Below are 25,453 nucleotides of genomic sequence, written 5' to 3' on the forward strand. Positions count from 1 at the left end.
CCACCCTCCACGATCAGCGCGCGGCGTCGACCAGCGCCCGCAGCACCCCCAGCTGGGCGTCGTTCTGCGCCCAGGTGTCCTCGGGATGCCACTGCACCCCCAGGAACCAGCCCCGGGCACCGTCCAGCTCGACCGCCTCGATCACCTCGTCGGCGGCCCGCGCCACCACCCGCAGGCCGGCGCCGAGGGTGGCCAGGCACTGGTGGTGGTAGCAGCTGACGTCCAGCTTCTCCCCCAGCGCGCCGGCGAGGGCGGAGTCGGGGTCGACGGCCGTCGCGTGCACGCGATGACGGTGGTGGCGACCCTCGCCGTACGCGCCGTCCATGTCCTGCACGACGGTGCCGCCGAGGGCGGCGTTGACCACCTGCAGCCCCCGGCAGATCGCGAGCAGCGGGATCCCCCGCTCGAGCGCGACGCGCGCGAGCGCGAGGTCGAAGGCGTCCTGCTCCTCGTCGACGTCGTAGAGGGTCGGGTGCGGCTGCTGGCCCGTCCAGTGGGCGGCGAGGTCCCCGCCACCGGGCAGCAGTACGCCGTCGGCCAGCTCGAGTCGCGCCGCCACCTCGTCGAGGTCGGCGACGCCGCCGGGCGCGTGCGGGTGCAGCACCAGCGGCTCACCTCCCGCGGCCCAGACCCCCTCGAGGAGGTTGCGCGAGGTCACCTCGGCGCCGTACCGCAGCGCCGAGGCGCTCTGCGAGAACCGAGCCGGGATCACGATCCTCGGCCGGCGGCCGATCGTCTCAGCGGTGCTCATCGCTGCCCCTGCTCAATGCGTCGGCGGCTGCGGCTTGCGGATCCCGCGGAACTCCCAGTCGCCGCCCTTGGCCGTGGAGAGGACCTCCTCGGACTCGGTCGGCTGGGCGCCCACGTCGGTGCGGATCGGGGTGGGTCCGGACACGATGTGGTTGCGCAGCGTGCCCAGACCCTCGACCTCGACCTCGACGACGTCGCCGGGGTAGACGGTGCGAGAGATCGCCGGCGTGCCCGACAGCAGCAGGTCACCGGGGTGCAGGGTGATCGTGCGCGCGATGTCGGCGACGAGGTAGTGCATGTCCCACTCCATCTCGTCGGTGGTGCCGTCCTGCTTGACCTCGCCGTTGACCAGCGTGCGGATCCGCTTGCCGCGGAAGTCCCAGCCCTCGATCACGCCGGGCCCGACCGGGCACAGCGTGTCGGCGCCCTTGACCCGCAGCATCGACCCGGAGTCGGTGTCGCGGAAGTCGTGCAGGCCGTAGTCGTTGGCGACGGTGTAGCCGCGGATGTAGTCCCCCGCCTCTGCCGGAGAGATGTTGCGAGCGGTCCTGCCGATCACGATCGCGATCTCGCCCTCGTAGTTGAGCCACTGGCAGCCCTCGGGGCGCACCACGGCGGCGTCGTGAGCGTTGAGCGCTGTCACCGGCTTGTGGAAGTACGTCGGCGCCGGCGGCAGCGTGGTGCCGAACTCCTCGACCCGACTGGAGTAGTTCAGGTGCACGCAGATGATCTTCTGCGGGGTGACCGGCGGCAGGTGGATCGCGTCGGCGATGGCGACGACGCGGCCGTCGCCCGCGACCAGGTCCTCGCCGTCACGGACGACGTCGACGGCGTTGCCGTCGAGCAGGATGCGGCGGGTCTCGCGCAGGGTCATCGGGAGGTCTCTTTCTTCTCGGGTGGTCGTGAGGAGGTCAGCCCGCGGCGGGCACGTCGGCGCCCGCAAGGCCGGTCTGACGAGCGAACTCGGGGTCCGGCGGGGTCCGCTTGGGTGCAGGGAAGCCACCCTCGGGCCGGTCGAACCACAGGTGCACCTGGCCGGTGCCGACCGAGTTCTCGTACTCGCCGTACTGGCGCGCGGGGGCGGTGCAGGCCTCCTCGCCCAACGCCCCAGCCATCATCAGGTAGTGCATGAACTTCGCCTCGGGCCTGTAGCGGTAGAACTCGTCCATCGTGTCGAGCACACGCTCGTGGTCGCCGGCCTTGAACCACTCGATCCGTTCGAGGTCGGCCGCCAGCGCCTCGGGACTGAAGATGTGCTCGTGCCCGGCAGCCTCGTGGTCGCGCAGCTTGCGCAGCGGCCAGAACGTGTGTGAGAGCGCACCGGAGGCGATCAGCAGGACCTTGCGGTCCGATTCCGCGATGGCCTGGCCGAGGGCGCGGCCCAGCCGGTAGCAGTCCTCGGCGTCGGCGGTCTGGCACACGCCGATCGAGATCCACCGCTTCTCCGGCAGGCCTCGGCCCAGGAACTCCCACAGGTTGGTGGTGGCGTAGAAGATCGGCAGCGAGTGGTCCTCGATCGCCGTGATCCACGTCGAGTTCTCCGGCGCCTTGGCAGCGATCGCCTTGGCCAGCTCCGGGTCGCCCGCGAAGTCGTAGTGCCGCCGCTCCATCCCCCGCGGCAGCTCCTCGGAGGTGAACAGGCCGCTGCGCCGGTCCTGTGCTGTCACCACGAACTCCACGGTCGTGGCCCAGTGCGAGTCGAGGACGACGACGGTGTCGTAGTCGAGCGTGTCGAACACCTCGCGGCGCAGCTCGTGCAGGCCCGAGACCAGGGTGCTGTCCTCACCGTTGTTGAGCTCGCGACGGATCTCCTCGGGCAGGACGATCGTCGGGACGTGCGCCAGCAGACCGGCGCCCACCACCTCACCCATGACTCACTCCTTCCAGCCGCCGGGGCTGAACACGCTGTTCTTGATGTCGGTGTAGAAGTCGAAGGACCACAGGCCGCCCTCCCGACCGATGCCGGACTTGCCGTTGCCGCCGAAGGGGGCCTCCAGGTCGCGGACGAAGAAGCAGTTGACCCAGACCGTCCCGGCGTCGAGCTGGGCCGAGACCCGCTCCGCCGCCTCCTTGCTCCCGGTGACGAGCGTGGCGGCCAGCCCGAAGCGGGTGTCGTTCGCCTTGGCCACTGCCTCCTCCTCGGTCTCGAAGGACTGGATCGTGACGACCGGCCCGAAGACCTCCTCGGTCATGATCTCGGCGTCCTCGGGCGCGCCGACCAGGATCGTGGGCCGGAAGTACAGGCCGCCGAGATCCTCGTTCGGGCCGCCGCCCAGCAGCGCCGTGGCACCGTCGGCCAGGGCCCGGTCCACGAAGCCGCTGATCTGGTCGAAGTGCCGGCGCGAGATGAGCGCGGAGACGTCGGTGCCCTCCTCGCGGGGATCACCCTGGACCAGCTTCTCGGCACCGGCCACGACCCGGGCGGTGAACTCCTCGACCAGCGAGGAGTGCACCAGCATCCGAGCCGCCTTGAGGCAGACCTGGCCGGCGTTGTCGAACTGCTCCACGGCGATCTCGACGGCGAGGTCGAGGTCGGCGTCCTCGAGCACGACCAGCGGCGACTTGCCGCCGAGCTCGTAGGAGAGGGGCACGATGTTCTCCGCCGCAGCCTTGGCGATCACGCCGGCGGTCGGCACCGAGCCGGTGAACGCGAGCCGGTTGATGCCGGGGTGCGCGGTGAGCGGTGCACCAGCCTCGGCGCCGGTGCCCTGCACGACGTTGAACACACCGTCGGGGACGCCCGCCTCGTGCATGATGTCGGCCAGCAGGCTGGCGGTCAGCGGCGCCCACTCCGGCGGCTTGACGACGACGGTGTTGCCCGCAGCGAGCGCCGGGCCGATCCGCCAGGTGGCGAGCATCAGCGGTGCGTTCCACGGCGTGATGATCGCTACCACCCCGGCGGGGTCGTAGCTGATCCGCTGGCGGTGGCCGCGACCCGGCACCTCCATGTCCGGGTGGGAGAGCTTGTGCTCGGCGAAGTCGGCGAAGGCGCGGAAGTTCATCGCCACCCGCGGCATGACGCCGCGGCGGTGGCTGCGGATGAGCGAGCCGTTGTCACGCGTCTCCACCCGGGCGAGATCCTCGATCCGCGCCTCGATGCCCTCGGCGACGCGTCGCAGGATCGCCGCGCGCCCCGCGACGCCGAGCGCGGCCCAGGTCGGGAAGGCAGCCCGAGCGGCCGCCACGGCCCGGTCCACCTCGTCGGCGCCGGCGGCGTGCACCCGCGCGATGACCGTCTCGTCGATCGGGGAGATGTCGTCGAAGGTCCGGTCCGAGGCGACGCGCTCGCCGCCGATCCAGTGGCGGACATCGACATCGACACCCTCGACGGTGGCGATGTGCTCATTCCTGGGCAGGTCCATGGCTCCTCCATCAGCGGCGCGGCACTGCGCCCCCACGATCGTTTGGATCCAAACGTATTGCTCGGGACCGCGGTGGTCAAGGCAATCGTTTGGCAACAAACATTTTTCCCAGAACCTCTCGACAGGTCGTTTGGAAGCAAACTACTGTGCGTGCGCTACATCACAAACCCGTGCGTCACCGCCCCAGGAGGTTCCCGATGACCGCACCCACTGAGCCTGCCGCTCCCGGCTCCGACACCGGCGAGAGCCTGGCCGCCAACCGCCTCGGCATCGCCGGCATCGTCTTCTTCGTGGTCGCCGCCGCAGCACCGCTCGTCGGCATGACCGGCGCGGTACCGGTGGCCATCGGCCTCGGCAACGGCGCCGGCGCTCCGGGCGCCTACCTGGTGGCCGGCATCGTGCTCCTCCTCTTCAGCGTCGGCTACTCGACGATGAGCCACGAGGTCAGCAACGCCGGCGCGTTCTACGCCTACGTCGGCCGCGGACTCGGCAGCGTCGCAGGCGTCGGCTCGGCCTTCGTCTCGCTGGTCGCCTATCTCGCCGTGCAACTGGCCATCTACGGGTTCTTCGGCTCCGTCGCCGCCACGCAGCTCAACGACAAGCTCGGCACCAACTTCCACTGGTGGGTGTGGTGCCTCATCGCCTGGGCCGTCGTCACGGCCCTCTCGATCCTGCAGGTCGACATCGGCGCCAAGGTGCTGGGGCTGCTGATGGGCCTGGAGGTGCTCTCCCTCTTCGTCACGGCGCTTGCCGTGATCTTCCAGGGCGGCGGCCCCGACGGCCTCGACCTCGCCGCCTCGTTCGCCCCGAGCCACGTCTTCGCCGGCGGGCTCAACGGCGGCGCCGGGATCGCGCTGGCCTTCGCCTTCGCCTCCTTCATCGGGTTCGAGGCGACAGCCATCTACGCCGAGGAGACGAAGGATCCCAAGCGGGCGGTCCCGATCGCCACCTACACCGCGATCGTGCTCATCGCCGCGCTCTTCGCCCTGACCTCGTGGGCGATCGTCAGCGGCATCGGCAGCGACCACCCGGTCGACAACGTCATGAAGATCTCCGACGGCCTGGCCAACCCGGCCGAGGTGGTCTACTCCGTGGCCCGCGAGTTCGTCGGCGGCTGGATGGCCACCTTGATGAGCTGGCTGGTGCTCAGCTCGCTCTTCGCCGGGCTGCTCGCGTTCCAGAACAGCGCCGCACGCTACTTCTTCGCCCTCGGCCGCGCCCGGGTCCTCCCGCGCGCGCTCGACCGGGTCAACCGGCACGGTGCCCCGGTCTACGGCGCCGTCGCCACCTCGGTCGTCGCGGGCGCGGTGATCGTGATCTTCGCCGCGGCCCACAAGGACCCGTTCCTGAACATGTTCAGCTGGTTCAGCTCGATGACGGTCCTGGCGATCCTGCTGGTCGAGGCCCTGGTCTCGCTCTCGGTGATCGTCTATTTCCGCAACGCGCCGCACTGGTGGAAGACGATCCTCGCGCCGGTCCTCTCGATCATCGGGCTGGGCATGGCGTTCTACCTCGTGATGGCCCGATTCGGCCTGCTCGCCGGCACCGTCGCCAAGGGCGTCGACCCGACCACCCAGTCCTTCGGTCTGAGCACGCTCGGCTGGTTCCTGGTCCTGCTGCCCGCGATCAGCCTGGTCGTCGGCCTGGTCGTCGGCGCCCTGCGCCGGAGCACCGAGAACGCCGACGCGATGGCCGACTTGGTCAGCTGATCCCGCGAGAGGTCACTTTCGGCGGGTTCAAACGTCAGGAATGGCGGGTCGAGTGGGCACTCGACCCGCCGTTCCTGACGTCTCGACCCGCCATTCCTGACGTCTCGACCCGCCGTTCCTGACGTCTCGAGCTATTCGCGCGGCACGCCGTAGTGCGCGGTCGCCCAGCCGCTCAGCCGTACGGCGATGGCCTGCAGCGAGTACGTCGCCACGCTGCGCCCGTCCCAGGCCGCCACCAGCCGCACGCTGAGGTCCGCCGCCTGCTGCCCGCGCAGCCCGATGGCGAGAGGCACCAGCCCGAACCGGGCGTCGTCGGAGACCACTGCCACCCCGCGCCCCGAGGCGGCGAGCGCCTGGGCGACGGTGCCGTTGGCGACCTCGGCGAAGTCCGGCGCCGAGAGACCTGAGGAGACCAAGGCCGCGTCGAGCGACTCCCGCGCGGTGAACGTCGAAGGCAATCCGATCAGCGGGCGCTGGACGAGTTCCTCGAGCGGGACCCGGACGCGGGTCGCCCAGGGGTCCTCGGCGCGGACGTAGGCCAGCACCGGCAGGACCGCCAGCGGCAGCCAGCGGTAGGGCCGGCCCGGCCGATCGGTGCCGATCGCCAGGTCGGCGCCCGCCTCCAGCATCGAGGTGGTGGAGAGCCCGTCGCCCGCGACCACGTCGACGACCGGCTCGTCGGGCGCCATCGTCGCCACGAAGGGCGAGACCACGTCGGTCATCGTCACCATCGGCGCCGCCACCCGGAGCCGCGAGATCCGACCCTGCGCGTGGTAGGCCGCCGTCGCCTCGAGCGCCGCGGCGTCGGCGAGCAGACGGCGTACGGCGGGCAGCAGCTCGCGACCGGTCCTGCTCAGCCGCAGCCGCCCCGCGCCCCGCTCGAAGAGCTCGACGCCGAGCTCGTCCTCCAGCTGGCGAAGCTGGCGGGACAGCGCCGGTTGGGTCACGTGCACCCGCTCCGCCGCCGCGCTGACGCTGCCCGCGTCGGCGACGGCGACCAGGTAGTGCAGGTGGCGCAGCTGCATCATGCCTCCTGGGCATGGGAAGGAGTCGGAAGAAGTATTGGACAGCATAGGAGGCCCGGCGCAGACTGGCGGTATGACCACCTCCACCGACACCAGCACCCTCAACGGGGTGGCCCAGGAGCGCCGCCTCGTCACCGACCTCCCGGGTCCGCGCTCGACCGAGCTGATGGCCCGCAAGCAGGCGGCCGTGGCCGCCGGCGTCGGCACCACCATGCCGGTCTTCGCCGAGCGTGCGGCCGGCGGCATCGTCGTCGACGTCGACGGCAACCACCTCATCGACCTGGGCTCGGGCATCGCCGTCACGACCGTGGGCAGCTCGGCGCCCGCCGTCGTGGAGCGCGCGAAGGCGCAGCTCGACGCCTTCACCCACACCTGCTTCATGGTGACGCCGTACGACGCCTACGTGGAGGTCTGCGAGGCACTGTCCGAGCTGACGCCCGGCACCCACGCGAAGAAGTCGGCGCTGTTCAACTCCGGCGCCGAGGCCGTCGAGAACGCCGTCAAGATCGCCCGCGCCTACACCAAGCGCGACGCGGTCGTCGTCTTCGACCACGCCTACCACGGCCGGACCAACCTCACGATGGCGATGACGGCCAAGCAGATGCCCTACAAGCACGGCTTCGGTCCCTTCGCCGGCGAGGTCTACCGCGCCCCGATGTCCTACCCGCTGCGCGACGGCGGCCTGTCCGGCGCCGAGGCCGCGGCCCGCGCCATCGACGTGATCGAGAAGCAGGTCGGCGGCGACCAGGTCGCCTGCGTCGTGATCGAGCCGATCCAGGGCGAGGGCGGCTTCATCGTCCCCGCCGACGGCTTCCTGACGGCCATCGCCGCCTGGTGCACCGCGAACGGCGTCGTCTTCGTCGCCGACGAGATCCAGGCCGGCTTCTGCCGCACCGGCGAGTGGTTCGCCGTGCAGCACGAGGGCGTCGTCCCCGACCTGATCACCACCGCCAAGGGCATCGCCGGCGGCCTGCCGCTGGCGGCGGTCACCGGCCGCGCCGAGATCATGGACTCCGTCCACGGCGGCGGCCTGGGCGGCACGTACGGCGGGAACCCCGTCGCGGCGGCGGCGGCCCTCGGCGCCATCGCCGAGATGAAGGAGCACGACCTCAACGCCCGGGCGCGCGAGATCGAGGAGATCCTCACCAGCCGCCTCGCCAAGCTGCAGTCCGAGCACCCCGCCCTCGCCGACATCCGCGGGCGCGGCGCCATGGTCGCCGTCGAGCTGTGCAAGCCCGGCACCACCGAGCCCGACGCCGAGCTCACCAAGGCGATCGCCTCGGCCGCCCACCAGGCCGGCGTCATCGTGCTGACCTGCGGCACCTACGGCAACGTCTTCCGGTTCCTGCCGCCGCTGAGCATCAGTGACGCCCTGCTCCACGAGGCGTTCGACATCCTCGAGCAGATCGTGGGTGACCTCGCGTGAGCAAGCGTTTCACCGTCGAGGACCCGGCAACGCTCGAGCCGATCGAGGAGGTCCCCGACCTGGGCGTCGAGGACGCCGTCAGAGCCGTCGACGTCGCCCACGCCGCCTTCGGCGAGTGGGCCGCCACGGCACCCCGCCGGCGCAGCGACGTGCTGCGCAAGACGTTCGAGCTCATGCTGCGCGATCGGGACCGGCTCGCGACCCTGATCTCGCGGGAGAACGGCAAGTCGCTCGCCGACGCAGGCGCCGAGGTCACCTACGCCGCCGAGTTCTTCCGCTGGTTCAGCGAGGAGGCGGTCCGTCCTGGCGGCGACTACGGCGAGTCCCCCGCCGGCGGCACCCGCACCATCGTCACCCACCGTCCCGTCGGGGTGGCGGCGCTGGTGACCCCGTGGAACTTCCCGGCCGCCATGGCGACCCGCAAGATCGGTCCGGCGCTCGCCGCCGGCTGCACCGCCGTGCTCAAGCCGGCCGAGGAGACCCCGTTGACGGCGCTCGCCATCGGCGAGCTGCTGATCGAGGCGGGTCTGCCCGAGGGCGCGCTGCAGATCGTCCCGACCACCAACGCCCCCGACGTCGTGGGCGCCTGGCTGAACGACGCCCGGGTGCGCAAGATCTCCTTCACCGGCTCGACCGGGGTCGGCCGGCAGCTGCTCAAGCAGGCCGCCGAGCGCGTCGTCAACGCCTCGATGGAGCTCGGCGGTAACGCCCCGTTCGTGGTCGCCGAGGACGCCGACCTCGATGCTGCGGTGGCGGGCGCGATGATCGCCAAGTTCCGCAACGGCGGGCAGGCCTGCACCGCCGCCAACCGGCTCTACGTGCACAGCGCCGTCGCCGAGGAGTTCTCCGCCCGGCTCGGCGCCGCGATCGAGAAGCTCGCCGTCGGCAGCGCGATGGACGGCGCCGAGATCGGCCCGCTGATCACGGCCCGGGCGCTGCAGCGGACCACCGCGACCCTGGACGCCGCCGTCGACGCCGGCGCCCGGATCGCCGCCCAGGCCCAGCTGCCGGACCTGCCCGGCCACTTCCTCGCACCGACGCTGCTCACCGAGGTCGACCCCGCTGCCGCGGTGGTCAACGACGAGCTCTTCGCCCCGATCGCCCCGGTGGTGACCTGGGAGGACGACGAGCAGCTGCTGGCCTACGTCAACGGCAGCGAGTACGGCCTGGCGGCGTACGTCTTCTCCGGCGACCTCAAGCGGGCGATCAGCCTCGCCGAGCGCTTCGACGCGGGCATGGTCGGCGTCAATCGCGGCCTGGTCTCCGACCCGGCCGCGCCGTTCGGCGGCGTGAAGCAGAGCGGCCTGGGTCGCGAGGGTGCCCGCGAGGGCCTGCTCGCCTTCACCGAGACGCAGTACCTCAGCGTGGACTGGAGCTGAGCCGATGACCGACACGGAGACGCAGGCAGCCCGCATCGAGCACGACCTGCTCGGCGATCGGGAAGTTCCCGCGGAGGTCTACTGGGGCGTGCACACCCTGCGGGCCCTGGAGAACTTCCCCATCACCGGCATCGCGATCGGCTCCAGCCCCTACCTGACCGAGGCACTCGCCTCGGTGAAGGAGGCGGCCGCGTGCGCCAACCACGACCTCGGCCTGCTCGACGACGAGCGGTTCGCGGCGATCCAGACGGCGTGCGCGGAGATCCGCGGCGGGGCGCTGGCCTCCCAGTTCGTCGTGGACGTCATCCAGGGCGGAGCCGGCACCTCGACCAACATGAACGCCAACGAGGTCATCGCCAACCGGGCGCTCGAACTGCTGGGTCACCCCAAGGGCAGCTACGACGTGCTGCACCCCAACGAGCACGTCAACCTCAGCCAGTCGACGAACGACGTCTACCCGACCGCCGTCAAGATCGCGATCGTCAAGGCGACCTACGCGCTGCTCGAGGCGATGGCACAGCTCGAGGCCAGCTTCGCCCGCAAGGCCGAGGAGTTCCACGACGTCTTGAAGATGGGTCGCACCCAGCTGCAGGACGCCGTACCGATGACGCTCGGCCAGGAGTTCAACGCCTATGCCGTCATGCTCGGCGAGGACCGCGCCCGGTTGGCCGAGGCCGTCGCGATGCTCTACGAGATCAACCTCGGCGCGACGGCGATCGGCACCCAGCTCAACGCCCCCGCCGGGTACGTCGAGGCGGCCCGCGCCCACCTCGCCCGCATCACCGAGCTTCCGCTCGTGACGGCCGCCGACCTGGTGGAGGCCACCCAGGACTGCGGTGCCTTCGTCCACCTCTCCGGCGTGCTCAAGCGGGTCGCGGTGAAGATCAGCAAGGTCTGCAACGACCTGCGGCTGCTCTCCTCCGGTCCGCGCGCCGGTCTGGGCGAGATCAACCTGCCGGCCCGCCAGGCCGGGTCCAGCATCATGCCGGGCAAGGTCAACCCGGTGATCCCCGAGGTGGTCAACCAGGTGGCCTTCGAGGTGATCGGCTTCGACGTCACCGTCTCGATGGCGGCCGAGGCCGGCCAGCTCCAGCTCAACGCCTTCGAGCCGGTGATCGGCTACTCGCTCTCCGCCGGGTTGTGGCGGATGCGGCAGGCGATGATCGTGCTGGCGGAGAAGTGCGTGGACGGCATCACCGCCAACCGGGAGGTGCTCCGCCTGGCGGTGGAGAACTCGATCGGCCTGGTGACCGCGCTCAACCCCTACATCGGCTACCGCGCCGCGACCGAGATCGCCCAGGAGGCGCTCGTCACCGGCCGCGGTGTCGCCGAGCTGGTCGTCGAGCGCGGCCTGATGGATGCCGGACAGCTGGCCGAGGTGCTGCGGCCGGAGGTGCTGGCCAACCTGCAGCGGCCGACGCCGGCCTCCGCGCTGGAGGCCTGAGCGGCGAAGACGACCCCAGGGGCCCTCGATCTCACGGAGATCGGGGGCCTCTGGGCTGCTGTGCAGCTGCCGGCACCGTCACCGTGCCGCTCCGGCTGAGGGGGATTTCTCCGTTCCTTCGCACACCGGCTCAGGTCCCCCGGCGGTCCGCCGATGGAGCCGGTGAGCAAGGAACGCTCAAGACCGGAGCCGACGGATCGGCACAGTGTCATCACCAGAAAGTCCCGTGCCTTGAGTGCTACCCGTTCCGCGGCCGATCGCGGCCTGCGCGCCGTCGCGCGGGTGCGCGGCGTGCGGGAGCACGACAGCCGGCTGGGTCTGCAGCTGGCGCTGGCCGAGCAGCAGGCGCTCGAGGAGCGCGTGAGCACGCTGCACGACCGACTGGCCGCACTTCCGGGCGACGGCGCACGCACGCCGGCCGAGCTGCTGGTCCTCCGGTCCGGCGCCTCCGCGCTCGGTGCCCACCTGCGCGATGCCCGCGACGAGGCCACCTCCCACCACGCGGTGGTCGAGGGTGCCCGCGACCGCTGGCACGCCGACAAGGCCCAGCTCTCGGCGGTGGAGAACCTGTTGGAGCGCCGGGCCGCCCGCCGCCGCGCCGAGCGGGCCAAGGCGGAGGCCAAGGAGCTCGACGACCTCGCGTCGGTGCGCTGGGCCCGGGAGGCACGGCGATGAGCAGCATGACCGTCGAAGCCAGCGGCCTGAGCGAGATCAGCAGCCGGATCGAGCAGATCCAGAGCCAGCTCGCGGCCCTGAGCGGCACGACCACGACCGCCGCCACCACCGATACGACCTCCTCCGACTTCTCCACCGCGCTGCGTGCGGCGACCACGAGCACCGGCACCGCCAGCACCGGTCTGGTCGCGACCAACGACGGCACCAGCATCGCCCCGCCCCCGGGCTACGGCACCTCCAGCGGTGCCACCGGCAGCGACGTCGTCACCGACGCCCGCCGCTACCTCGGTGTGCCCTACCTGTGGGGCGGGACGGACCCGAGCAAGGGGCTCGACTGCAGCGGCCTGGTCCAGCAGGTCTACGGCGACCTCGGCATCGACCTCCCCCGCGTCTCGCGCGACCAGGCAGGAGTCGGTACGTCGGTCGGCAGCCTCGCCGACGCCCAGCCCGGCGACCTGCTCTTCTTCGGCTCCCCGATCTACCACGTCGCCATCTACGAGGGTGACGGGATGATGATCGAGGCCCCGCACACCGGCCAGAGCGTCAAGGAGATCAAGGTCGCCGACTTCGGCGAGCCGGTCTCGAAGATCCAGCGCGTGCTCGGCACCTCCGCCGACACCTCAGCCCGGGTCCCGGCGCTCGGCGCAACGGCTACGGCCGGTGGCTCGAGCGGCGTCGGCAGCGCGACGCCGTACGCGTCGGTGATCAACGCCGCCGCGGCGCGCACCGGCGTGCCGGCCGACCTCATCGCCGCCGTCGCCAAGCAGGAGTCGGGCTTCAACGCCAGCGCTGTCAGCCGGGCCGGAGCCGAGGGCATCATGCAGCTGATGCCGGCCACCGCGAAGGGGCTCGGTGTCACCGACCCGCTCGACGCCACCCAGTCGATCAACGGCGGCGCCGACTACCTGGCCAGCCTGCTGAAGCGTTTCGGCGGCAGCACCACGCTGGCGGTGGCGGCCTACAACGCCGGTCCCGGCGCCGTGCTCAAGTACGGCGGCGTCCCGCCGTACGCCGAGACGCAGAGCTACGTCCGCAACGTCCTCGCCCTGACGGAGGCCACGTGAGCATCACCCCCTTCCTGACCACGTCGACGGGGTCGACGGGTTCGACGGGTTCGACGGGTCACAAGGCCGCCGGTGCCCTCGGCAAGCACGGCCAGGGCGGCCAGAACGGCCAGGGCTCCCCCGCCGGCGCCGACAGCGCGCTCGGCTTCCTGGCGCAGCTCGCCGCCGCCGTCGGCAGCGTCGGCCCGCTGGGACAGAACCTCGCCGTCCCCGGCATGCCCACGGGCGTCCCCGGCGCGACCGGTACTGGAGCGGGTACGGCGAGCGCGGCGGCCCTCGCCGTCGCGCAGACCCCGACCGGCAGCCCGCAGGCCGCGCCGCCCGCGTCCGGCGACCCGACGTCGGCCCAGGCCGGCGGCACGCCAGGCATCACCACCGGCATCACCACCGGCATGACCACCGGGGCGCTTCAGCAGGCCGGTGCGTCGATGCTGACCCGGCTGACCGGCGGCCTTCCCGCGCAGTCCGGTGCGACAGGATCAGGCTCCGACGACGCGGCCGCCCCTGCCAACGGTGCCGCGACGACCACCTCGGCGACGCCCACTCAGACCCCCGCGAGCGATGCCGGCACCCTGACCGCCCAGCTGGCCGCCCAGCTGACCGGCGAGCTGACCACCACTGCCCCACAGACGACATCGCATCGCCACGGCGCTCAGGCGGTGACGGCGACCGGCTCGGCGAAGACCGGCGACGCCGCCGACGCGCTGTCGAGCGGGTCGACCGCGTCGTCGGGGTCGGCCGACGCAACGACGACCTCGGCGACCTCGGCGACCGACCCGGCGTCGCTCACCGTCGGTCCGGCGGCCACGGCGGTGTCCGCCGATGCCCTCGCCTCCATCGCGGCGACCGCGGCCGGCGCCGACGCTCTCGCCGCCGCCGGAACCGCCGGCTCGGTGGCGGACCCCCAGCCCGAGCAGACCGCTGCCGTGCTTCGCCAGGTCTTCCCCGAGGTGACCCGGGTCGCCGGCGGCAGCCCGGGCACCCACCGACTCGCCATCACCCTGCACCCCGAGGAGCTCGGCGAGGTGCGGGTCACCGTCGTCGTCCGGGCGGGCTCTGTCCAGGTCGACGTCGCCACCGACCCCATCAACGGCGCTGCCCGCACCGCCCTGGAGCACGGCGCACCCGAGCTGCGCCGGCTGCTGGAGGCGGTGGGCACCGACGCCGACGTGCGGTTCCGCGACCTCGGCACCAGCGCGACGCTCACCAACACCGGCAACGGTGGTACCGGCAGTGCCACCGACGGCGGCCGGCAGCAGTCCTTCGCCCAGGCCCAAGCGCAGGCCCAGGCCCAGGCCCAGGCCGACACGAGCGGCGGCGGCCGCGGCCGCGCGGCGTCGTACGGCTCCTCCGACCAGCCCGTCGTGCGCGACGCCCCCGCCGCACTCGAGTCCGACCCGTCCGACCCGTCCGTCCCGACCGCTCGTCGCGCCAGCTCCGGCGTGGACCAGCTGATCTGACCAGAGGAGACATCCCGTGAGCGTGACCCCGATCAGCAGCGACAACGGCATCTTCGCTGCCAACGCCGCCTCGTCGGCGAGCGGCAGCAGCTCCACCAGCGAGGACTCGGACATGTTCCTCCAGCTGATGGTGGCGCAGATGAAGTACCAGGACCCGATGAACCCGACGGACACCTCCACCATGCTCACCCAGAACGCCACCTTCACCGAGGTCCAGGCGATCCAGGAGATGCAGAGCGAGATGGGCATGGTGCTCTCCAGCCAGCTCGCGTTCGGCTCCGCGGCGATGATCGGGAAGAACGTCAGCTGGGTCGACGCCAACGGCAAGACCCAGTCCGGCACCGTCTCGGGTGTCTCCTACACCACCTCGGGACCCGTCGTCACCGTCGGTGACCAGCAGGTCTCGCTCAACTCGATCGGCGCCGTGGGTGACATCTCCGGCAGCGCCGGCACCAGCTCCGGGTCCGACACCGGCAGTACCAGCAACAGCACCGGCTCCACCTCCGGCACCACCGCCTGATCCCCTCCACCACCGAACAAAGGACAACGCGATGCTTCGTTCACTCTTCGCCGGCATCAGCGGCCTGCGCGTCAACCAGACCATGCTCGACGTGACCGGCAACAACATCGCCAACGCCAACACGGTCGGCTTCAAGAGCTCGCAGACCGTCTTCTCCGACACGCTGTCGCAGATGCTGACCGCCGCGTCCGCCCCGGCCAGCAACGGCAGCCTCGGTGGCACCAACGCCATCCAGATCGGCCTCGGCACCCAGCTCGCCGCGGTCAAGACCAACTTCACCCAGGGCGCCAACGAGACCACCGGCGTGCCCACCGACATGATGCTGAGCGGCGACGGCTTCTTCGTGGTCGGCGACGGATCGAACAAGTATCTCACCCGCGCCGGCGCGTTCTCCTTCGACCAGGACGGCAACCTGACCGCCCCCGACGGCAAGCTCGTGCAGGGCTACGCGGTCACCGGCTACGCGGCCGACGGCACGCCGACCTACGGCAAGAAGCCGGCCACGACCGACACCACCGGCACGGGCCTGGAGACGATCACCCAGCAGATGAACGACGCCGTCGTCGCGCCGGCGACCAAGAGCGCGCTGCAGAAGTACTTCGACACCAAGGGCGCCGCCGCGACGCCGGCGGTCGTCTACAGCACCACGCCCGGCACGCCGGCCGGCTCGGTGGCCTACCCGAGCCTGCAGTCCTACGAGATCGGCAGCGACGGCACCATCACCGGTACCTACTCCAGCGGCGACAAGCTGGCGATCGGCAAGATCGCCGTGGCCAACGTGCAGAACCCCCAGGGCCTGGAGAAGTCCGGCGACTCCGAGTACGTCGCCAGCGCCAACTCCGGCCTGATCGAGTACGCCGCCGCCGGCGAGGTCACCGACTACGGCCAGAACGCCAAGATCACCACCGGCGCGCTGGAGATGTCGAACGTCGACCTCTCCACCGAGTTCACCAACCTGATCCTGGCCCAGCGCGGCTTCGAGGCCAGCTCGAAGATCATCACGACCTCCGACCAGATCCTCGACGACCTCATCAACATGAAGCGCTGACCCAGCGCCCCGCACGTCGGCGGGCCGCACCCTCGCGGGGCGGCCCGCCGACGTCGTTCGCCCCCGACAAGTGCGCGCGCCGTACGGCGTGTCGCTCGCCGTTTCGTCCGGGGCATGGCATCAGGACTGTCTCAGGTCCCGGGCACCCACGCCGATCAGGCACTGTGACCGGCCACGGATGGCCGGCCGCAGACCGCGAAAAATCCCGCACAAGGACGGTGCGACCGAATGATCACGCTCACCCGCCTCTCGGGTTCGGTGTTCCTGCTCAACGCCGACCTGATCGAGCGCGTCGACAGCACCCCGGACACGATCATCACCCTCGTCGACGGCAAGAAGTACGTCGTCGCCGAGACCATGTCCGAGGTGCTCGACGCCGTCGTCGCCTTCCGCGGCGAGGTCGTCGCCCTGGGCTCGCTGCTCGACGCCGTCCACCCCTACCTGCACCGCAAGGTCACCGACGTGCCCGAGCAGGGCCAGCCGAAGCTGGCGACCGTGTCCGAGTTCGCCTCGCCCCATCCCCGCCGTACCGGAAACGAGGACTGATGGACGCCGCAACCCCGATCGGGATCGTCCTGGGCTTCATCGTCATCATCGTCGCCAACATCATGGAGGGCGGCCACCCGATGAGCCTGTTCCTCCTGCCGCCGATGTTGCTGGTGTTCGGCACCACGCTCCTGGTCACGGTCGCCGGCGGCACCATGGTCGACGCCAAGACCGCGGTGAAGTCCATCAAGCGCGCCTTCACCGGCAAGGTCCAGCCCGCCTCCGACCTGGTCCCCGCGATCGTCAGCCTCGCCGAGCGCGCCCGCCGCGAGGGCCTCCTGGCCCTCGAGGACGGCCTGCGCGAGATCGACGACCCGTTCCTGGTCAAGGGCGTCACGATGGCCATCGACGGCACCGACCCCGAGGAGCTGCGCGAGATCCTCGAGGCCGAGGTGCACGCGAAGAAGGGCGAGGACCGGCAGGCGGCCAAGTTCTTCGCCGACGCCGGCGGCTACGCCCCCACCATCGGCATCATCGGCACCGTGATGGGCCTGGTGCACGTGCTGGAGAACCTGTCCACGCCCGAGAAGCTCGGTCCGCTCATCGCCGGCGCGTTCGTGGCGACCCTGTGGGGCGTCCTGTCCGCGAACGTGATGTGGCTGCCGCTGAGCAACCGGCTGCGCCGCCTCGGTGCGCTGGAGGCGGCCCGGATGGAGCTCACGATCGAGGGCGTCTCCGCGATCCAGTCCGGCTCGAACCCGCGCCTGGTCGCCGAGAAGCTCCGCTCGCTCCTGCCCTCCGACCAGCAGACCGTCGAAGAGGCCGCCTGATGAGCGGCAAGGGTCGCCCGCAGCCGGTACGACGGCGTCCGAAGGGCGACGACGAGCACGAGGAGCACGAGGGCGGCTCGGAGCGCTGGCTGGTCACCTACGCCGACATGGTGACCCTGTTGATGGTGCTGTTCATCGTCATGTTCGCCATGTCCACCGTCGACTCGACCAAGTACGCCCAGCTCAAGGACGGTCTCGCGAACGGCTTCGGTCGCTCGGCCCAGATCCTCTCCGGCTCGAGCCCGCTGCTGGACGACCAGGGCCCGACCTCGAGCGGCTCGGAGGTGATGGACAACAGCCTGATCACCAACATGCCGGCGCAGGAGACCAAGGCGATCAAGGATCAGGTCGACAAGGCCCAGATGCAGGCCAAGCAGCGCGCGTACGCCGACGCCGAGGCCCAGGTGAAGTCGCTGCTCGGGCTGTGGAAGAAGATGCAGCAGGCCCTGGCCAAGAAGGGGCTCGCCGACGACGTACAGGCGACGGTGGACGAGCGCGGGCTGGTCGTCTCGCTGGTCTCGCGCCACGTCGTCTTCCGTGCCAACCTCGCCGACCTCACCCCGCGCGGTGACGAGATCATCGACACGGTCGCCCCCGTGCTCAGGGGCATCACCGAGCCGATCGACGTCGACGGTCACACCAACCAGGTGAAGGTCAAGCCGAAGTACTACCCCGACGACTGGGGCCTGTCCACCGCCCGTGCGCTCTCGGCACTGCGGCGCCTGGCCGACGTCGACAAGATCCCTGCCAAGCGGCTCCAGGCGTCCGGCTTCGGCCACACCAAGCCCCTCGAGGACCCCTCGATCAAGGGCTCCCAGCAGATCAACAAGCGGGTCGACATCGTCGTCCTCTCCCAGGCCCCGGCCGAGACCCGGGCGCTCTACCAGCAGGTCCAGCAGGACCTGCAGAAGACCCAGAACCAGACCGGAGTGCAGCCGTGACCGTCACCGCCATGCCCACCACCGAGGCCGAGGAGAAGAAGCCGCGCCGTCGCGGCCGCACCATCATCATCGCGCTGGTGGTCGTGCTCCTGCTCGCCGGCGGCGCCTACTTCTTCGTGCTCAAGCCGTCCGGCCCGACCAAGCCCGAGCCGGGCACCGTCGAGGCGCTCGACTCGATCCAGATCAACCTGGCCGGCGGCCACTACCTGCGCCTCGGTATCGCTCTGCAACTGCGCAAGGGCGCCGGCGAGGAGATCGACGGCAGCAAGGCCCTCGACGCGGCGATCAACCTGTTCAGCGGTCAGTCGATGACCAACCTCGACCAGGGCCAGCCGCGCAACAACCTCAAGACGAAGTTGAGCCAGAAGCTGACCGAGCTGTACGACGGCGACGTGATGGGCGTCTACTTCACGGAGTTCGTCACGCAGTGACCTGACGGCGTACGTCCGGCGAGCCTCCGCGAAGCGCCCACCCCTGGCCCGTTCTGACTAGCAGGTCAGGACCTTCGGCCAAGGCCGAACGTCTCAGGTGACCCGGCGCAGCGCCGATCCCGGGATCGTGACCATCGCTCCCCCTCCGCCGAGCCTGCGTCCGGGCCACGCCGGATCCCGCTCGCGCCGACGCGCCCGCAACACGGAGCCGGTGCCGTACGACTTCCGTCGGCCGATCCAGCTCTCGCGCGAGCACCAGCGCATCCTGATGCTGGGGTTCGACGGTTTCGCACGGCAGGCCACGACCGTCTTCACCTCGTCGCTGCGGACCGTGTGCCAGGTGACGCTGCAGACCATCGAGCAGCGCACCTACAACGAGTACGTGGAGTCGCTGGGCAGCCAGACCTACATGACGCTGTTCGCCGCCGACCCGATGCCGGGCCTCGGCGTCCTGGAGATGCCGATCCCGGCGATCATGTCGTGCGTCGACCACATGCTCGGCGGCCCCGGCAGCAACGACCAGCCCGACCGGCCCCTGACCGAGATCGAGGGCGGCGTGGTGAAGGGCTTCATCGACCGCCTCCTCGGCGAGATGCGCTACTCGATGGCCACCATCCTGCCGCTGGAGCCGGTCGCTGCGGCGGTGGAGTACAGCCCGCAGTTCGCCCAGGCGGCGAGCCCGGCGGACGTCATGGTGGTTGCCGACTTCGAGCTGCGGATCGCGGACCGCCCGCACCGGATGACGATCTGCCTGCCCTTCAGCGGCCTGCACCCGTACCTGAGCAACGCCTCGCACCCCGGGCCTGTCTCCGACCGTGAGCGCGCCGCCCGCGTCCAGGCCGCCGACCTGCTGCGGCAGCAGATGGACCACGTGCCGGTCGCTGTCGCGATCCGCTTCCGCACGACCCAGGTCGGCCCCATCGACCTGAGCCAGCTGCAGGTCGGCGACGTGCTGCGGCTCTCCCACCCCGCCTCCGCGCCGCTCGACGTCACCGTCGACGGCAGCACCTTCGCGCACGCCACACCCGGCGCTCGCGGCCAGCGGCTCGCCGCTCTGATCGTGGACACCCCCAAGGAGAACTCATGACCTCGTCGCTCGGCGACCTCACCCTGGACGACCTCGCCGCGGCCGCCGCCGAGGCTGCCGCCGAGGTGCTGCCCTCCGCGACCCCGCTGACGGCCGGCCCCGCCCAGCCGGGTTCGGTACACGTGACCGCCGCCTTCGCGGGCGCAGCTGTCGCCGAGCTCGACGGCCCGGTCCCCGGTCGCGTCGCGGTGCTGGTCGGCAAGGACCTGGTCGACGCGCTGGCCGAGTCGCCGCTGGGCGGTCTCGACCTGGCGGCAGCGGCTCAGCCCGCCCTGGAGGCCACCGCCAACGTGCTCGGCGGCTGGGCGCGTCCCGCCACCCAGGTCGACCTCTCCCTGGTCGTGGGCGACCTGGGCGGTGAGTTCACCACCGTGCCGCTGATCGGCGCCGGGATCGCCGCCGCCGTACTGGTCCCGGTGAGCACCCTCCAGCAGGCCCGCCCGAACCTCGAGCGCGCTCCGATCCAGACGCCCGCTCCGGCCGCTGCCCCCATCGGCGGTCCGGCCGGCGCCACGGCGGCGTCGGTCGCCGCGCCGGTCAGCTTCGACACCCCGCTCCAGGCACCCCCGGGAAGCGGTGCGCCGACCGGCACCCGCACGGTCCCGCAGCAGCGTCAGCCCCTCCCGCCCCAGGGCGGCGTGGTCAACCCCGGCGCGCTGGGCACCGCCGCGCGCGGCATCGAGATGCTGCACGGCGTCGACATGGAGGTGACGGTCGAGCTCGGTCGCACCCGGATGACCGTGCGCGACCTGCTCGCCCTCTCCCCCGGCGCCGTCCTGGAGCTTGACCGGGCCGCCGGCAGCCCCGCGGACCTGCTGGTCAACGGTCGCCTGATCGCTCGCGGTGAGGTCGTCGTGGTGGACGAGGACTTCGGCCTGCGCGTCACCGAGATCCTCGACGACGCCGCGATCGCCTGAGGCAGCGAGAGATCCTCACGTGACTGAACTGCTCATCCGACTGGTCTTCTCCCTGGCCATCGTCGTCGGCCTGCTGCTGCTGCTCGCGCGGTTCGCCGGACGACGGTTCCAGGGCAAGGCCGGCGCGGCCATCCAGGTCGTGCATCGTCAGCCGCTCTCCCGTGGATCGGGCGTGGCGGTCGTGACGATCGCCGATCGGGTGCTGGTGCTCGGGACCACCGAGCACCAGGTCACCCTGCTCACCGAGCTCGAGCCCGAAGAGCTCGAGCCGCACGGCTTCACGCAGCACCTCGAGCACGCCACGGCCGCGGAGGAACCGCGCGTCCGTGCCGTGCCGACCCACCGCGCCGCCTCGCAGCAGACCAAGGATGGTCCGCTGGCCGGCTCGGTGTTGTCCCCGGAGACCTGGCGCCAAGCGCTCAGGGTCGCCCGCGGGACCTCGCGCGACGCCTCATGAGCGCCCGCACGCTTCTGCGGCGTACGGCGACCCTGGTCACCCTGACCACGATCGTCGTGCTGACCACCGTCACCGGAGCGCTCGCGGCCCCCACCGGCCCGACCGGACCGGGCGGCCCCTCCAACAGCACCGTGAACGTCGACCTCAGCGGCCTGGCCAACAAGCCGTCCACGTCGCTGGTCACCATCCTGGCGCTGACGCTGCTGAGCGTCGCCCCGGCGATCCTGCTGACCTGCACGAGCTTCACCAAGATCCTCGTCGTCCTCGGCCTGACCCGCAACGCGATGGGCCTGCAGACCACCCCGCCGAACCAGGTCCTCGCCGGGCTCGCCCTCTTCCTGAGCCTGTTCATCATGGCGCCGGTCGTCTCGCAGGTGAACGACGCGGGAGTGCAGCCCTACCTGCACGGCCACAAGACGGCTGCGCAGGCGTGGGACGCCGGCATCAAGCCGCTGCGCACGTTCATGCTGAAGAACACCGACGACCACGAGCTCGAGCTGCTCACCAGCGTCGCCAACCGCGACCTGCCGAAGAACCGCGACGACGTCTCACTGGCGACCCTCGTCCCGGCCTTCGTGCTCTCGGAGCTGAAGGATGCCTTCATCATCGGGTTCATCATCTTCATCCCGTTCCTGATCATCGACGTGGTGGTCAGCGGGGCGTTGATGGCGTTGGGCATGATGATGATGCCACCGGTGATGGTGTCCCTCCCGTTCAAGTTGTTGCTGTTCGTGCTCGTGGACGGCTGGGCGCTGATCATCAGATCGTTGGTGAGCAGCTATGCGCATTGACGCCCTCCCACTGATCACCGACACCCAGGTCATGCACCTCGCGCTCCAGGTGATGCTGGTGTGCCTCAAGCTGTCGGCGCCGATCCTGCTCACCTCGCTGGCGATCGGCTTCGTGATCTCGCTGTTCCAGTCGATGACACAGATCCAGGAGGTCACGCTCGCCTTCGTGCCGAAGGTGGTCGGAGTCGGGATCGTGCTCCTGATCAGTGGCAACTGGATGCTGCACACCCTGATCAGCTTCACCCAGCACCTGTTCGAGCAGGTCCCCTCGCTCCTCAACTGAGCCGACGATGACCATCTCGATCGACGGCACCGCGCTGACGGCGTACCTGTTGGCCTCGGTGCGCATCATCGCCTGGCTCTCCTTCGCCCCGCCGTTCAACAACCGCTCCATCCCGCCCATGGCCAAGGGCGTGCTGGGGATGGGTCTCGCGTTCGCGATCTCGCCGACGCTGGCGGCATCTGCGCTGCCCCGTACGACGCCGGAGCTGCTGCTGGTCACCGGCACGCAGGTGCTGATCGGGGCGGCGATGGGGTTCGCCTGCCAGCTGCTGTTCTCGGCGCTCCAGGCAGCAGGGTCGCTGATCGACCTCTTCGGCAGCTTCCAGATCGCCGCGGCGTACGACCCGTTGTCGATGAACAACAACAGCGTCTTCGGCCGCTTCCACGAGATGCTCGCGGTGATGCTGCTGTTCGCCTCCGGCGGTGACCTCCTGATCGTCGGCGGCCTGCTCAACACCTTCCACTACCTGCCGCTCATGTCGGCGCCGGACGTCTCGACCTGGGCGAACGTCCTGACCACCGCGTTCGGGATGTTCTTCTCGATCGCCATCCAGATCGCGCTGCCGATGGTCGCGGTGCTGTTCATCGCCGACCTGGCGCTGGCGCTGCTGACGAAGGTGGCCCCGGGGCTGAACGCGATGAACGTGATGCTCCCCGCGAAGATCGGGCTGACCCTGTTGTTGGTCGGGCTGTCCTTCCCGGTGCTGCCCGAGGCGCTCGACCGGCTGACGACGTTGATCAACCAGGCGATGAGCACGATGGCCGGCGGTTCCTGATGGCCGGGGAGAAGACCGAGAAGCCGACAGCCAAACGCCGCCGCGAGACGCGCAAGAAGGGGCAGGTCGCTCGCACGCCCGAGTTCGGCCAGTGGCTCACCATCCTGGTGGTCTCGGCGCTCGTCGGGCCACTGCTCACGCGGGAGCTGCGCACCTGGCAGGACATCTTCGAGGCCTCGCTGCGCTCGATCTCCGATCCCGAGCCGGCCAAGGCGCTGGATCTGATGGGCTCGGCGATGCGGCACGCGTTCATGGCGATCATCACCCTGGGCAGCATCGTGCTGGTCATCGGGGTGGTCACCGCCGTCGCGCAGGGCGGGATGGTGTTCGCCCCCAAGGCGGCCAAGCCCAGCCTGAAGAAGCTCGACCCGATCAGCGGCTTCAAGCGACTCTTCGGGCCGCAGACGCTGTGGCAGGGCGCCAAGATCCTGCTCAAGAGCGCCGTGGTGGCCTTGATCGGCTATCTGGCGATCCGTTCGATCATGCCGCTCATCGGCGGCCTGATGCCGATGAGCACCGTGATCGGGACCGTGCAGGGCAAGGCGATCAACCTGCTGCGCACAGTCGCCGTGGTCGGCCTCGTCCTCGCCGCCGCGGACTACATGATGGCCAAGCGCCGCATGGACAAGCAGATGAAGATGACCAAGGACGAGGTCAAGGACGAGCACAAGCAGGCCGAGGGCGACCCGAAGGTCAAGGGCGCGATCCGCTCGCGCCAGCTGGCCATGGCCCGCTCCCGGATGATCAACAGCGTCGCTGACGCCGACGTCCTGCTGGTGAACCCGACCCACGTGGCCGTCGCCCTCAAGTACGACCCGGAGCAGGGTGCCCCCCGCGTCATCGCCCGCGGTGCCGGCGCGATCGCCGCCCGGATCCGCGCCAAGGCGGCGGAGTCGCAGGTGCCGCTGGTGCAGGACGTCCCGCTCGCTCGTGCCCTCTACCGCTCCTGCGAGGTGGGGCAGGAGATCCCGCGCGAGCTGTTCGCCGCCGTCGCACAGGTCCTCGCCTTCGTGATCTCGCGGCGGGGCCACGGGCACCAGGGTGGCGAGCACACCACCCCGCGCACCGTCCTCGAAGCGCTGCCCGAGGTGCCGACAGCGAGCAGGCGTCGCCGCGCCGAACGCGCGGCGCGTCCGGCGCGCGCCGCCAACGTGCCGCTCAGCGCGGCGGAGCAGCTGCTCGACGAGGAGTAGCCGTCTCACCGGCGCAGGACGGTCCCGGTTCGGTGTTGGAAGCGGTATCGGCCGTCGGGTAGTCGGGTGGTTTGGTAGGTGGGGTCGTGGGCGCGTCTGTGGTGGTGGCCGCAGAGGAGGGAGCCGTGATTCAGGTCGGTGTGGCCGCCGGTTGACCAGGGTTGGTCGTGGTGGGCGTCGCACCACGCGGCGGGAACGGTGCAGCCCTCGGTGCGGCAGTGCTTGTCCCGTAGCGCAAGTGCCTTGCGCTGGGTTGGGGTGAAGAGTCGTCGGGTGCGGCCCAGATCGAGGGGTTCGGAGTTGCCGCCGAGGACGGCGGGGATGATCCCGGCGGTGCACGCGAGTCGGCGGGTCTCCCCGGTGCTGATGGGGGTGCCGTCGTCGAGCCACCCAACACCGAGACCGGCCCGTAGCTGGTCCAGGGTCATGGTCACCACCACCGTGGTCGCATCACCCCCGTGGGCGGGGAGTCGGGTGGGGTCGGTGTTCTCCAGGAGTTGGGCGAACGCATGGGCGAGGAGCCGGCTCCTGGGCTGGACCCTGCCGTCGGCCTCCAGGGCGGCGATGCGGGGTTGGGTGTAGGCCTGCAGGTAGGTCCGCAACCGATGACCCACGACCTCGGGCACGATGCCGTGGATGCGGGTCGTCCCGTCACCGAGGTCGGTGATCGACAGCGTCGCTCTCGCGTGGGCCTGTTCCTCGAGCCGCTGGATCGCTGCGGCTTCGGCGGCTTCCGCAATGTCGGGGGCGATGACCTCCAACAGATGGCTGGCGACGCGGCGCAGGTCCTTGGGGCGGTGCTCGTTCGCGAGGTCGCACAGGGTGACCTCCGCCCGCGCCAGCACCTCGGCGGGTAGGTCGTCGGGGAGGTCGTCCAAGCCACGGAGGATCACGCGGGCGTGCTCGAGACTGAACCGACCCTGCGCGAGCCTCGCCCGGACCACCGGCCGGGCCTCTAATTCCCGGGCCAACCGAAGGGTGGTGTGCGCGGCGGGACTCTCGACCCGGTGTTGCGCGGTCAGCCAGGCCGCGACATCGCGGGCACCGAGCTCGGCGGCGACATCGTCGGCGGAGGCGACCACCCGCAGGTACAGTTCCTCGAGCCGCGTCCGGGACCGCATCAGCGCGGCGAGCACGTCCTTCTTGTCATTCGTTCCCAGGAAGACCGGGTTCGCGTCCGTGGCCTGGTCGAGGGCAGCAGTGATCGTGGCGAGTGCCGTCTGGATCTGATGCATGAGGACCACCACCGAGAGAGATCAGTTCGAACGCATGTTCGAAGCCTAGGGGGTCGGATGTGTGTGGTCAACCCTCTTCTCACAACCGGACCAGCGTGAGATCTCGTCGTACTGGATCACAGCCATGGTGGCCCGACGCAACCGTAGGGAAGGCTCCCGACCCAG

Annotated in this window: 26 protein-coding genes; 20 read left to right on the plus strand and 6 right to left on the minus strand. The window is 70.7% G+C overall.

Annotated elements, in window-relative coordinates:
- Positions 1 to 13: 13 nt before the first annotated feature.
- The 4 genes from P5P86_RS18590 to P5P86_RS18605 are packed head-to-tail and all read right to left on the minus strand — an operon-like array spanning position 14 to position 4,112.
- Complete coding sequence (locus tag P5P86_RS18590) at positions 14 to 751, minus strand: gamma-glutamyl-gamma-aminobutyrate hydrolase family protein (RefSeq protein ID WP_280608934.1); 738 nt, start codon at positions 749 to 751, stop codon at positions 14 to 16.
- Between the two features lie 12 nt (positions 752 to 763).
- Positions 764 to 1,624 (minus strand): fumarylacetoacetate hydrolase family protein, encoded by an 861-nt coding sequence (locus tag P5P86_RS18595; protein ID WP_280608935.1) that lies wholly within the window; start codon positions 1,622 to 1,624, stop codon positions 764 to 766.
- 37 nt (positions 1,625 to 1,661) lie between these two features.
- On the minus strand, positions 1,662 to 2,621 hold the full coding sequence (locus tag P5P86_RS18600; protein ID WP_280608936.1) for a DODA-type extradiol aromatic ring-opening family dioxygenase: 960 nt from the start codon (positions 2,619 to 2,621) through the stop codon (positions 1,662 to 1,664).
- A gap of 3 nt (positions 2,622 to 2,624) precedes the next feature.
- The gene (locus tag P5P86_RS18605) at positions 2,625 to 4,112 is read right to left on the minus strand and encodes an aldehyde dehydrogenase (protein WP_280608937.1); all 1,488 of its coding nucleotides are present in this window, start codon (positions 4,110 to 4,112) and stop codon (positions 2,625 to 2,627) included.
- 197 nt (positions 4,113 to 4,309) lie between these two features.
- Between P5P86_RS18605 and P5P86_RS18610 the strand changes: the two genes are divergently transcribed.
- Complete coding sequence (locus P5P86_RS18610; RefSeq protein ID WP_280608938.1) at positions 4,310 to 5,821, plus strand: APC family permease; 1,512 nt, start codon at positions 4,310 to 4,312, stop codon at positions 5,819 to 5,821.
- A 131-nt stretch (positions 5,822 to 5,952) separates the two neighbouring features.
- Here the strand turns inward: P5P86_RS18610 and P5P86_RS18615 are convergent, their stop codons facing one another.
- Positions 5,953 to 6,846, minus strand: coding sequence for a LysR family transcriptional regulator (locus P5P86_RS18615; protein WP_280608939.1), 894 nt, complete (start codon positions 6,844 to 6,846; stop codon positions 5,953 to 5,955).
- Between the two features lie 73 nt (positions 6,847 to 6,919).
- Here P5P86_RS18615 and gabT point away from each other — a divergent pair, with 73 nt between their 5' ends.
- The 19 genes from gabT (at position 6,920) to P5P86_RS18710 (ending at position 24,053) form a co-directional block, all read left to right on the plus strand.
- Entirely contained in the window at positions 6,920 to 8,272 is a 1,353-nt protein-coding gene (gabT, locus tag P5P86_RS18620; RefSeq protein ID WP_280608940.1) for a 4-aminobutyrate--2-oxoglutarate transaminase, read from the plus strand.
- Positions 8,269 to 9,651, plus strand: a complete 1,383-nt coding sequence (locus tag P5P86_RS18625) for an NAD-dependent succinate-semialdehyde dehydrogenase (RefSeq protein WP_280608941.1) — start codon at positions 8,269 to 8,271, stop codon at positions 9,649 to 9,651. Before gabT ends, P5P86_RS18625 begins: the two co-directional genes overlap by 4 nt.
- A gap of 4 nt (positions 9,652 to 9,655) precedes the next feature.
- Positions 9,656 to 11,095 (plus strand): aspartate ammonia-lyase, encoded by a 1,440-nt coding sequence (locus P5P86_RS18630; protein WP_280608942.1) that lies wholly within the window; start codon positions 9,656 to 9,658, stop codon positions 11,093 to 11,095.
- 231 nt (positions 11,096 to 11,326) lie between these two features.
- On the plus strand, positions 11,327 to 11,770 hold the full coding sequence (locus P5P86_RS18635) for a flagellar FliJ family protein (RefSeq protein ID WP_280608943.1): 444 nt from the start codon (positions 11,327 to 11,329) through the stop codon (positions 11,768 to 11,770).
- Positions 11,767 to 12,834 (plus strand): transglycosylase SLT domain-containing protein, encoded by a 1,068-nt coding sequence (locus P5P86_RS18640; RefSeq protein WP_280608944.1) that lies wholly within the window; start codon positions 11,767 to 11,769, stop codon positions 12,832 to 12,834. The genes P5P86_RS18635 and P5P86_RS18640 overlap by 4 nt, the downstream gene beginning before the upstream one ends.
- The gene (locus tag P5P86_RS18645) at positions 12,831 to 14,294 is read left to right on the plus strand and encodes a flagellar hook-length control protein FliK (RefSeq protein ID WP_280608945.1); all 1,464 of its coding nucleotides are present in this window, start codon (positions 12,831 to 12,833) and stop codon (positions 14,292 to 14,294) included. The genes P5P86_RS18640 and P5P86_RS18645 overlap by 4 nt, the downstream gene beginning before the upstream one ends.
- Before the next feature lie 16 nt (positions 14,295 to 14,310).
- The gene (locus P5P86_RS18650) at positions 14,311 to 14,814 is read left to right on the plus strand and encodes a flagellar hook assembly protein FlgD (protein ID WP_280608946.1); all 504 of its coding nucleotides are present in this window, start codon (positions 14,311 to 14,313) and stop codon (positions 14,812 to 14,814) included.
- Between the two features lie 31 nt (positions 14,815 to 14,845).
- On the plus strand, positions 14,846 to 15,862 hold the full coding sequence (locus tag P5P86_RS18655) for a flagellar hook protein FlgE (protein WP_280608947.1): 1,017 nt from the start codon (positions 14,846 to 14,848) through the stop codon (positions 15,860 to 15,862).
- Between the two features lie 228 nt (positions 15,863 to 16,090).
- Positions 16,091 to 16,408, plus strand: coding sequence for a flagellar FlbD family protein (locus P5P86_RS18660; protein WP_280608948.1), 318 nt, complete (start codon positions 16,091 to 16,093; stop codon positions 16,406 to 16,408).
- Entirely contained in the window at positions 16,408 to 17,178 is a 771-nt protein-coding gene (locus P5P86_RS18665; protein WP_280608949.1) for a motility protein A, read from the plus strand. The genes P5P86_RS18660 and P5P86_RS18665 overlap by 1 nt, the downstream gene beginning before the upstream one ends.
- Positions 17,178 to 18,119, plus strand: coding sequence for an OmpA/MotB family protein (locus tag P5P86_RS18670; RefSeq protein ID WP_280608950.1), 942 nt, complete (start codon positions 17,178 to 17,180; stop codon positions 18,117 to 18,119). Before P5P86_RS18665 ends, P5P86_RS18670 begins: the two co-directional genes overlap by 1 nt.
- 11 nt (positions 18,120 to 18,130) lie before the next feature.
- The gene (locus tag P5P86_RS18675) at positions 18,131 to 18,550 is read left to right on the plus strand and encodes a flagellar basal body-associated FliL family protein (protein ID WP_280608951.1); all 420 of its coding nucleotides are present in this window, start codon (positions 18,131 to 18,133) and stop codon (positions 18,548 to 18,550) included.
- Positions 18,551 to 18,647: 97 nt separating this feature from the next.
- Positions 18,648 to 19,637 (plus strand): flagellar motor switch protein FliM, encoded by a 990-nt coding sequence (locus P5P86_RS18680; protein WP_280608952.1) that lies wholly within the window; start codon positions 18,648 to 18,650, stop codon positions 19,635 to 19,637.
- Complete coding sequence (fliN, locus tag P5P86_RS18685) at positions 19,634 to 20,554, plus strand: flagellar motor switch protein FliN (RefSeq protein WP_280608953.1); 921 nt, start codon at positions 19,634 to 19,636, stop codon at positions 20,552 to 20,554. Before P5P86_RS18680 ends, fliN begins: the two co-directional genes overlap by 4 nt.
- Before the next feature lie 19 nt (positions 20,555 to 20,573).
- Positions 20,574 to 21,011, plus strand: a complete 438-nt coding sequence (gene fliO, locus P5P86_RS18690) for a flagellar biosynthetic protein FliO (protein WP_280608954.1) — start codon at positions 20,574 to 20,576, stop codon at positions 21,009 to 21,011.
- Positions 21,008 to 21,802, plus strand: coding sequence for a flagellar type III secretion system pore protein FliP (gene fliP, locus P5P86_RS18695; RefSeq protein WP_280608955.1), 795 nt, complete (start codon positions 21,008 to 21,010; stop codon positions 21,800 to 21,802). The genes fliO and fliP overlap by 4 nt, the downstream gene beginning before the upstream one ends.
- Entirely contained in the window at positions 21,792 to 22,085 is a 294-nt protein-coding gene (locus P5P86_RS18700) for a flagellar biosynthetic protein FliQ (RefSeq protein ID WP_280608956.1), read from the plus strand. Before fliP ends, P5P86_RS18700 begins: the two co-directional genes overlap by 11 nt.
- Before the next feature lie 7 nt (positions 22,086 to 22,092).
- A complete protein-coding gene (locus P5P86_RS18705) occupies positions 22,093 to 22,860 on the plus strand; it encodes a flagellar biosynthetic protein FliR (protein ID WP_280608957.1) in 768 nt (255 codons plus the stop codon).
- A complete protein-coding gene (locus tag P5P86_RS18710) occupies positions 22,860 to 24,053 on the plus strand; it encodes an EscU/YscU/HrcU family type III secretion system export apparatus switch protein (protein WP_280608958.1) in 1,194 nt (397 codons plus the stop codon). The genes P5P86_RS18705 and P5P86_RS18710 overlap by 1 nt, the downstream gene beginning before the upstream one ends.
- A 5-nt stretch (positions 24,054 to 24,058) precedes the next feature.
- Here P5P86_RS18710 and P5P86_RS18715 read toward each other — a convergent pair whose 3' ends face one another.
- Positions 24,059 to 25,288, minus strand: coding sequence for an HNH endonuclease signature motif containing protein (locus P5P86_RS18715; RefSeq protein WP_280608959.1), 1,230 nt, complete (start codon positions 25,286 to 25,288; stop codon positions 24,059 to 24,061).
- Between the last annotated feature and the right edge of the window lie 165 nt (positions 25,289 to 25,453).

Source organism: Nocardioides sp. BP30 (assembly GCF_029873215.1).
GTDB lineage: Bacteria > Actinomycetota > Actinomycetes > Propionibacteriales > Nocardioidaceae > Nocardioides.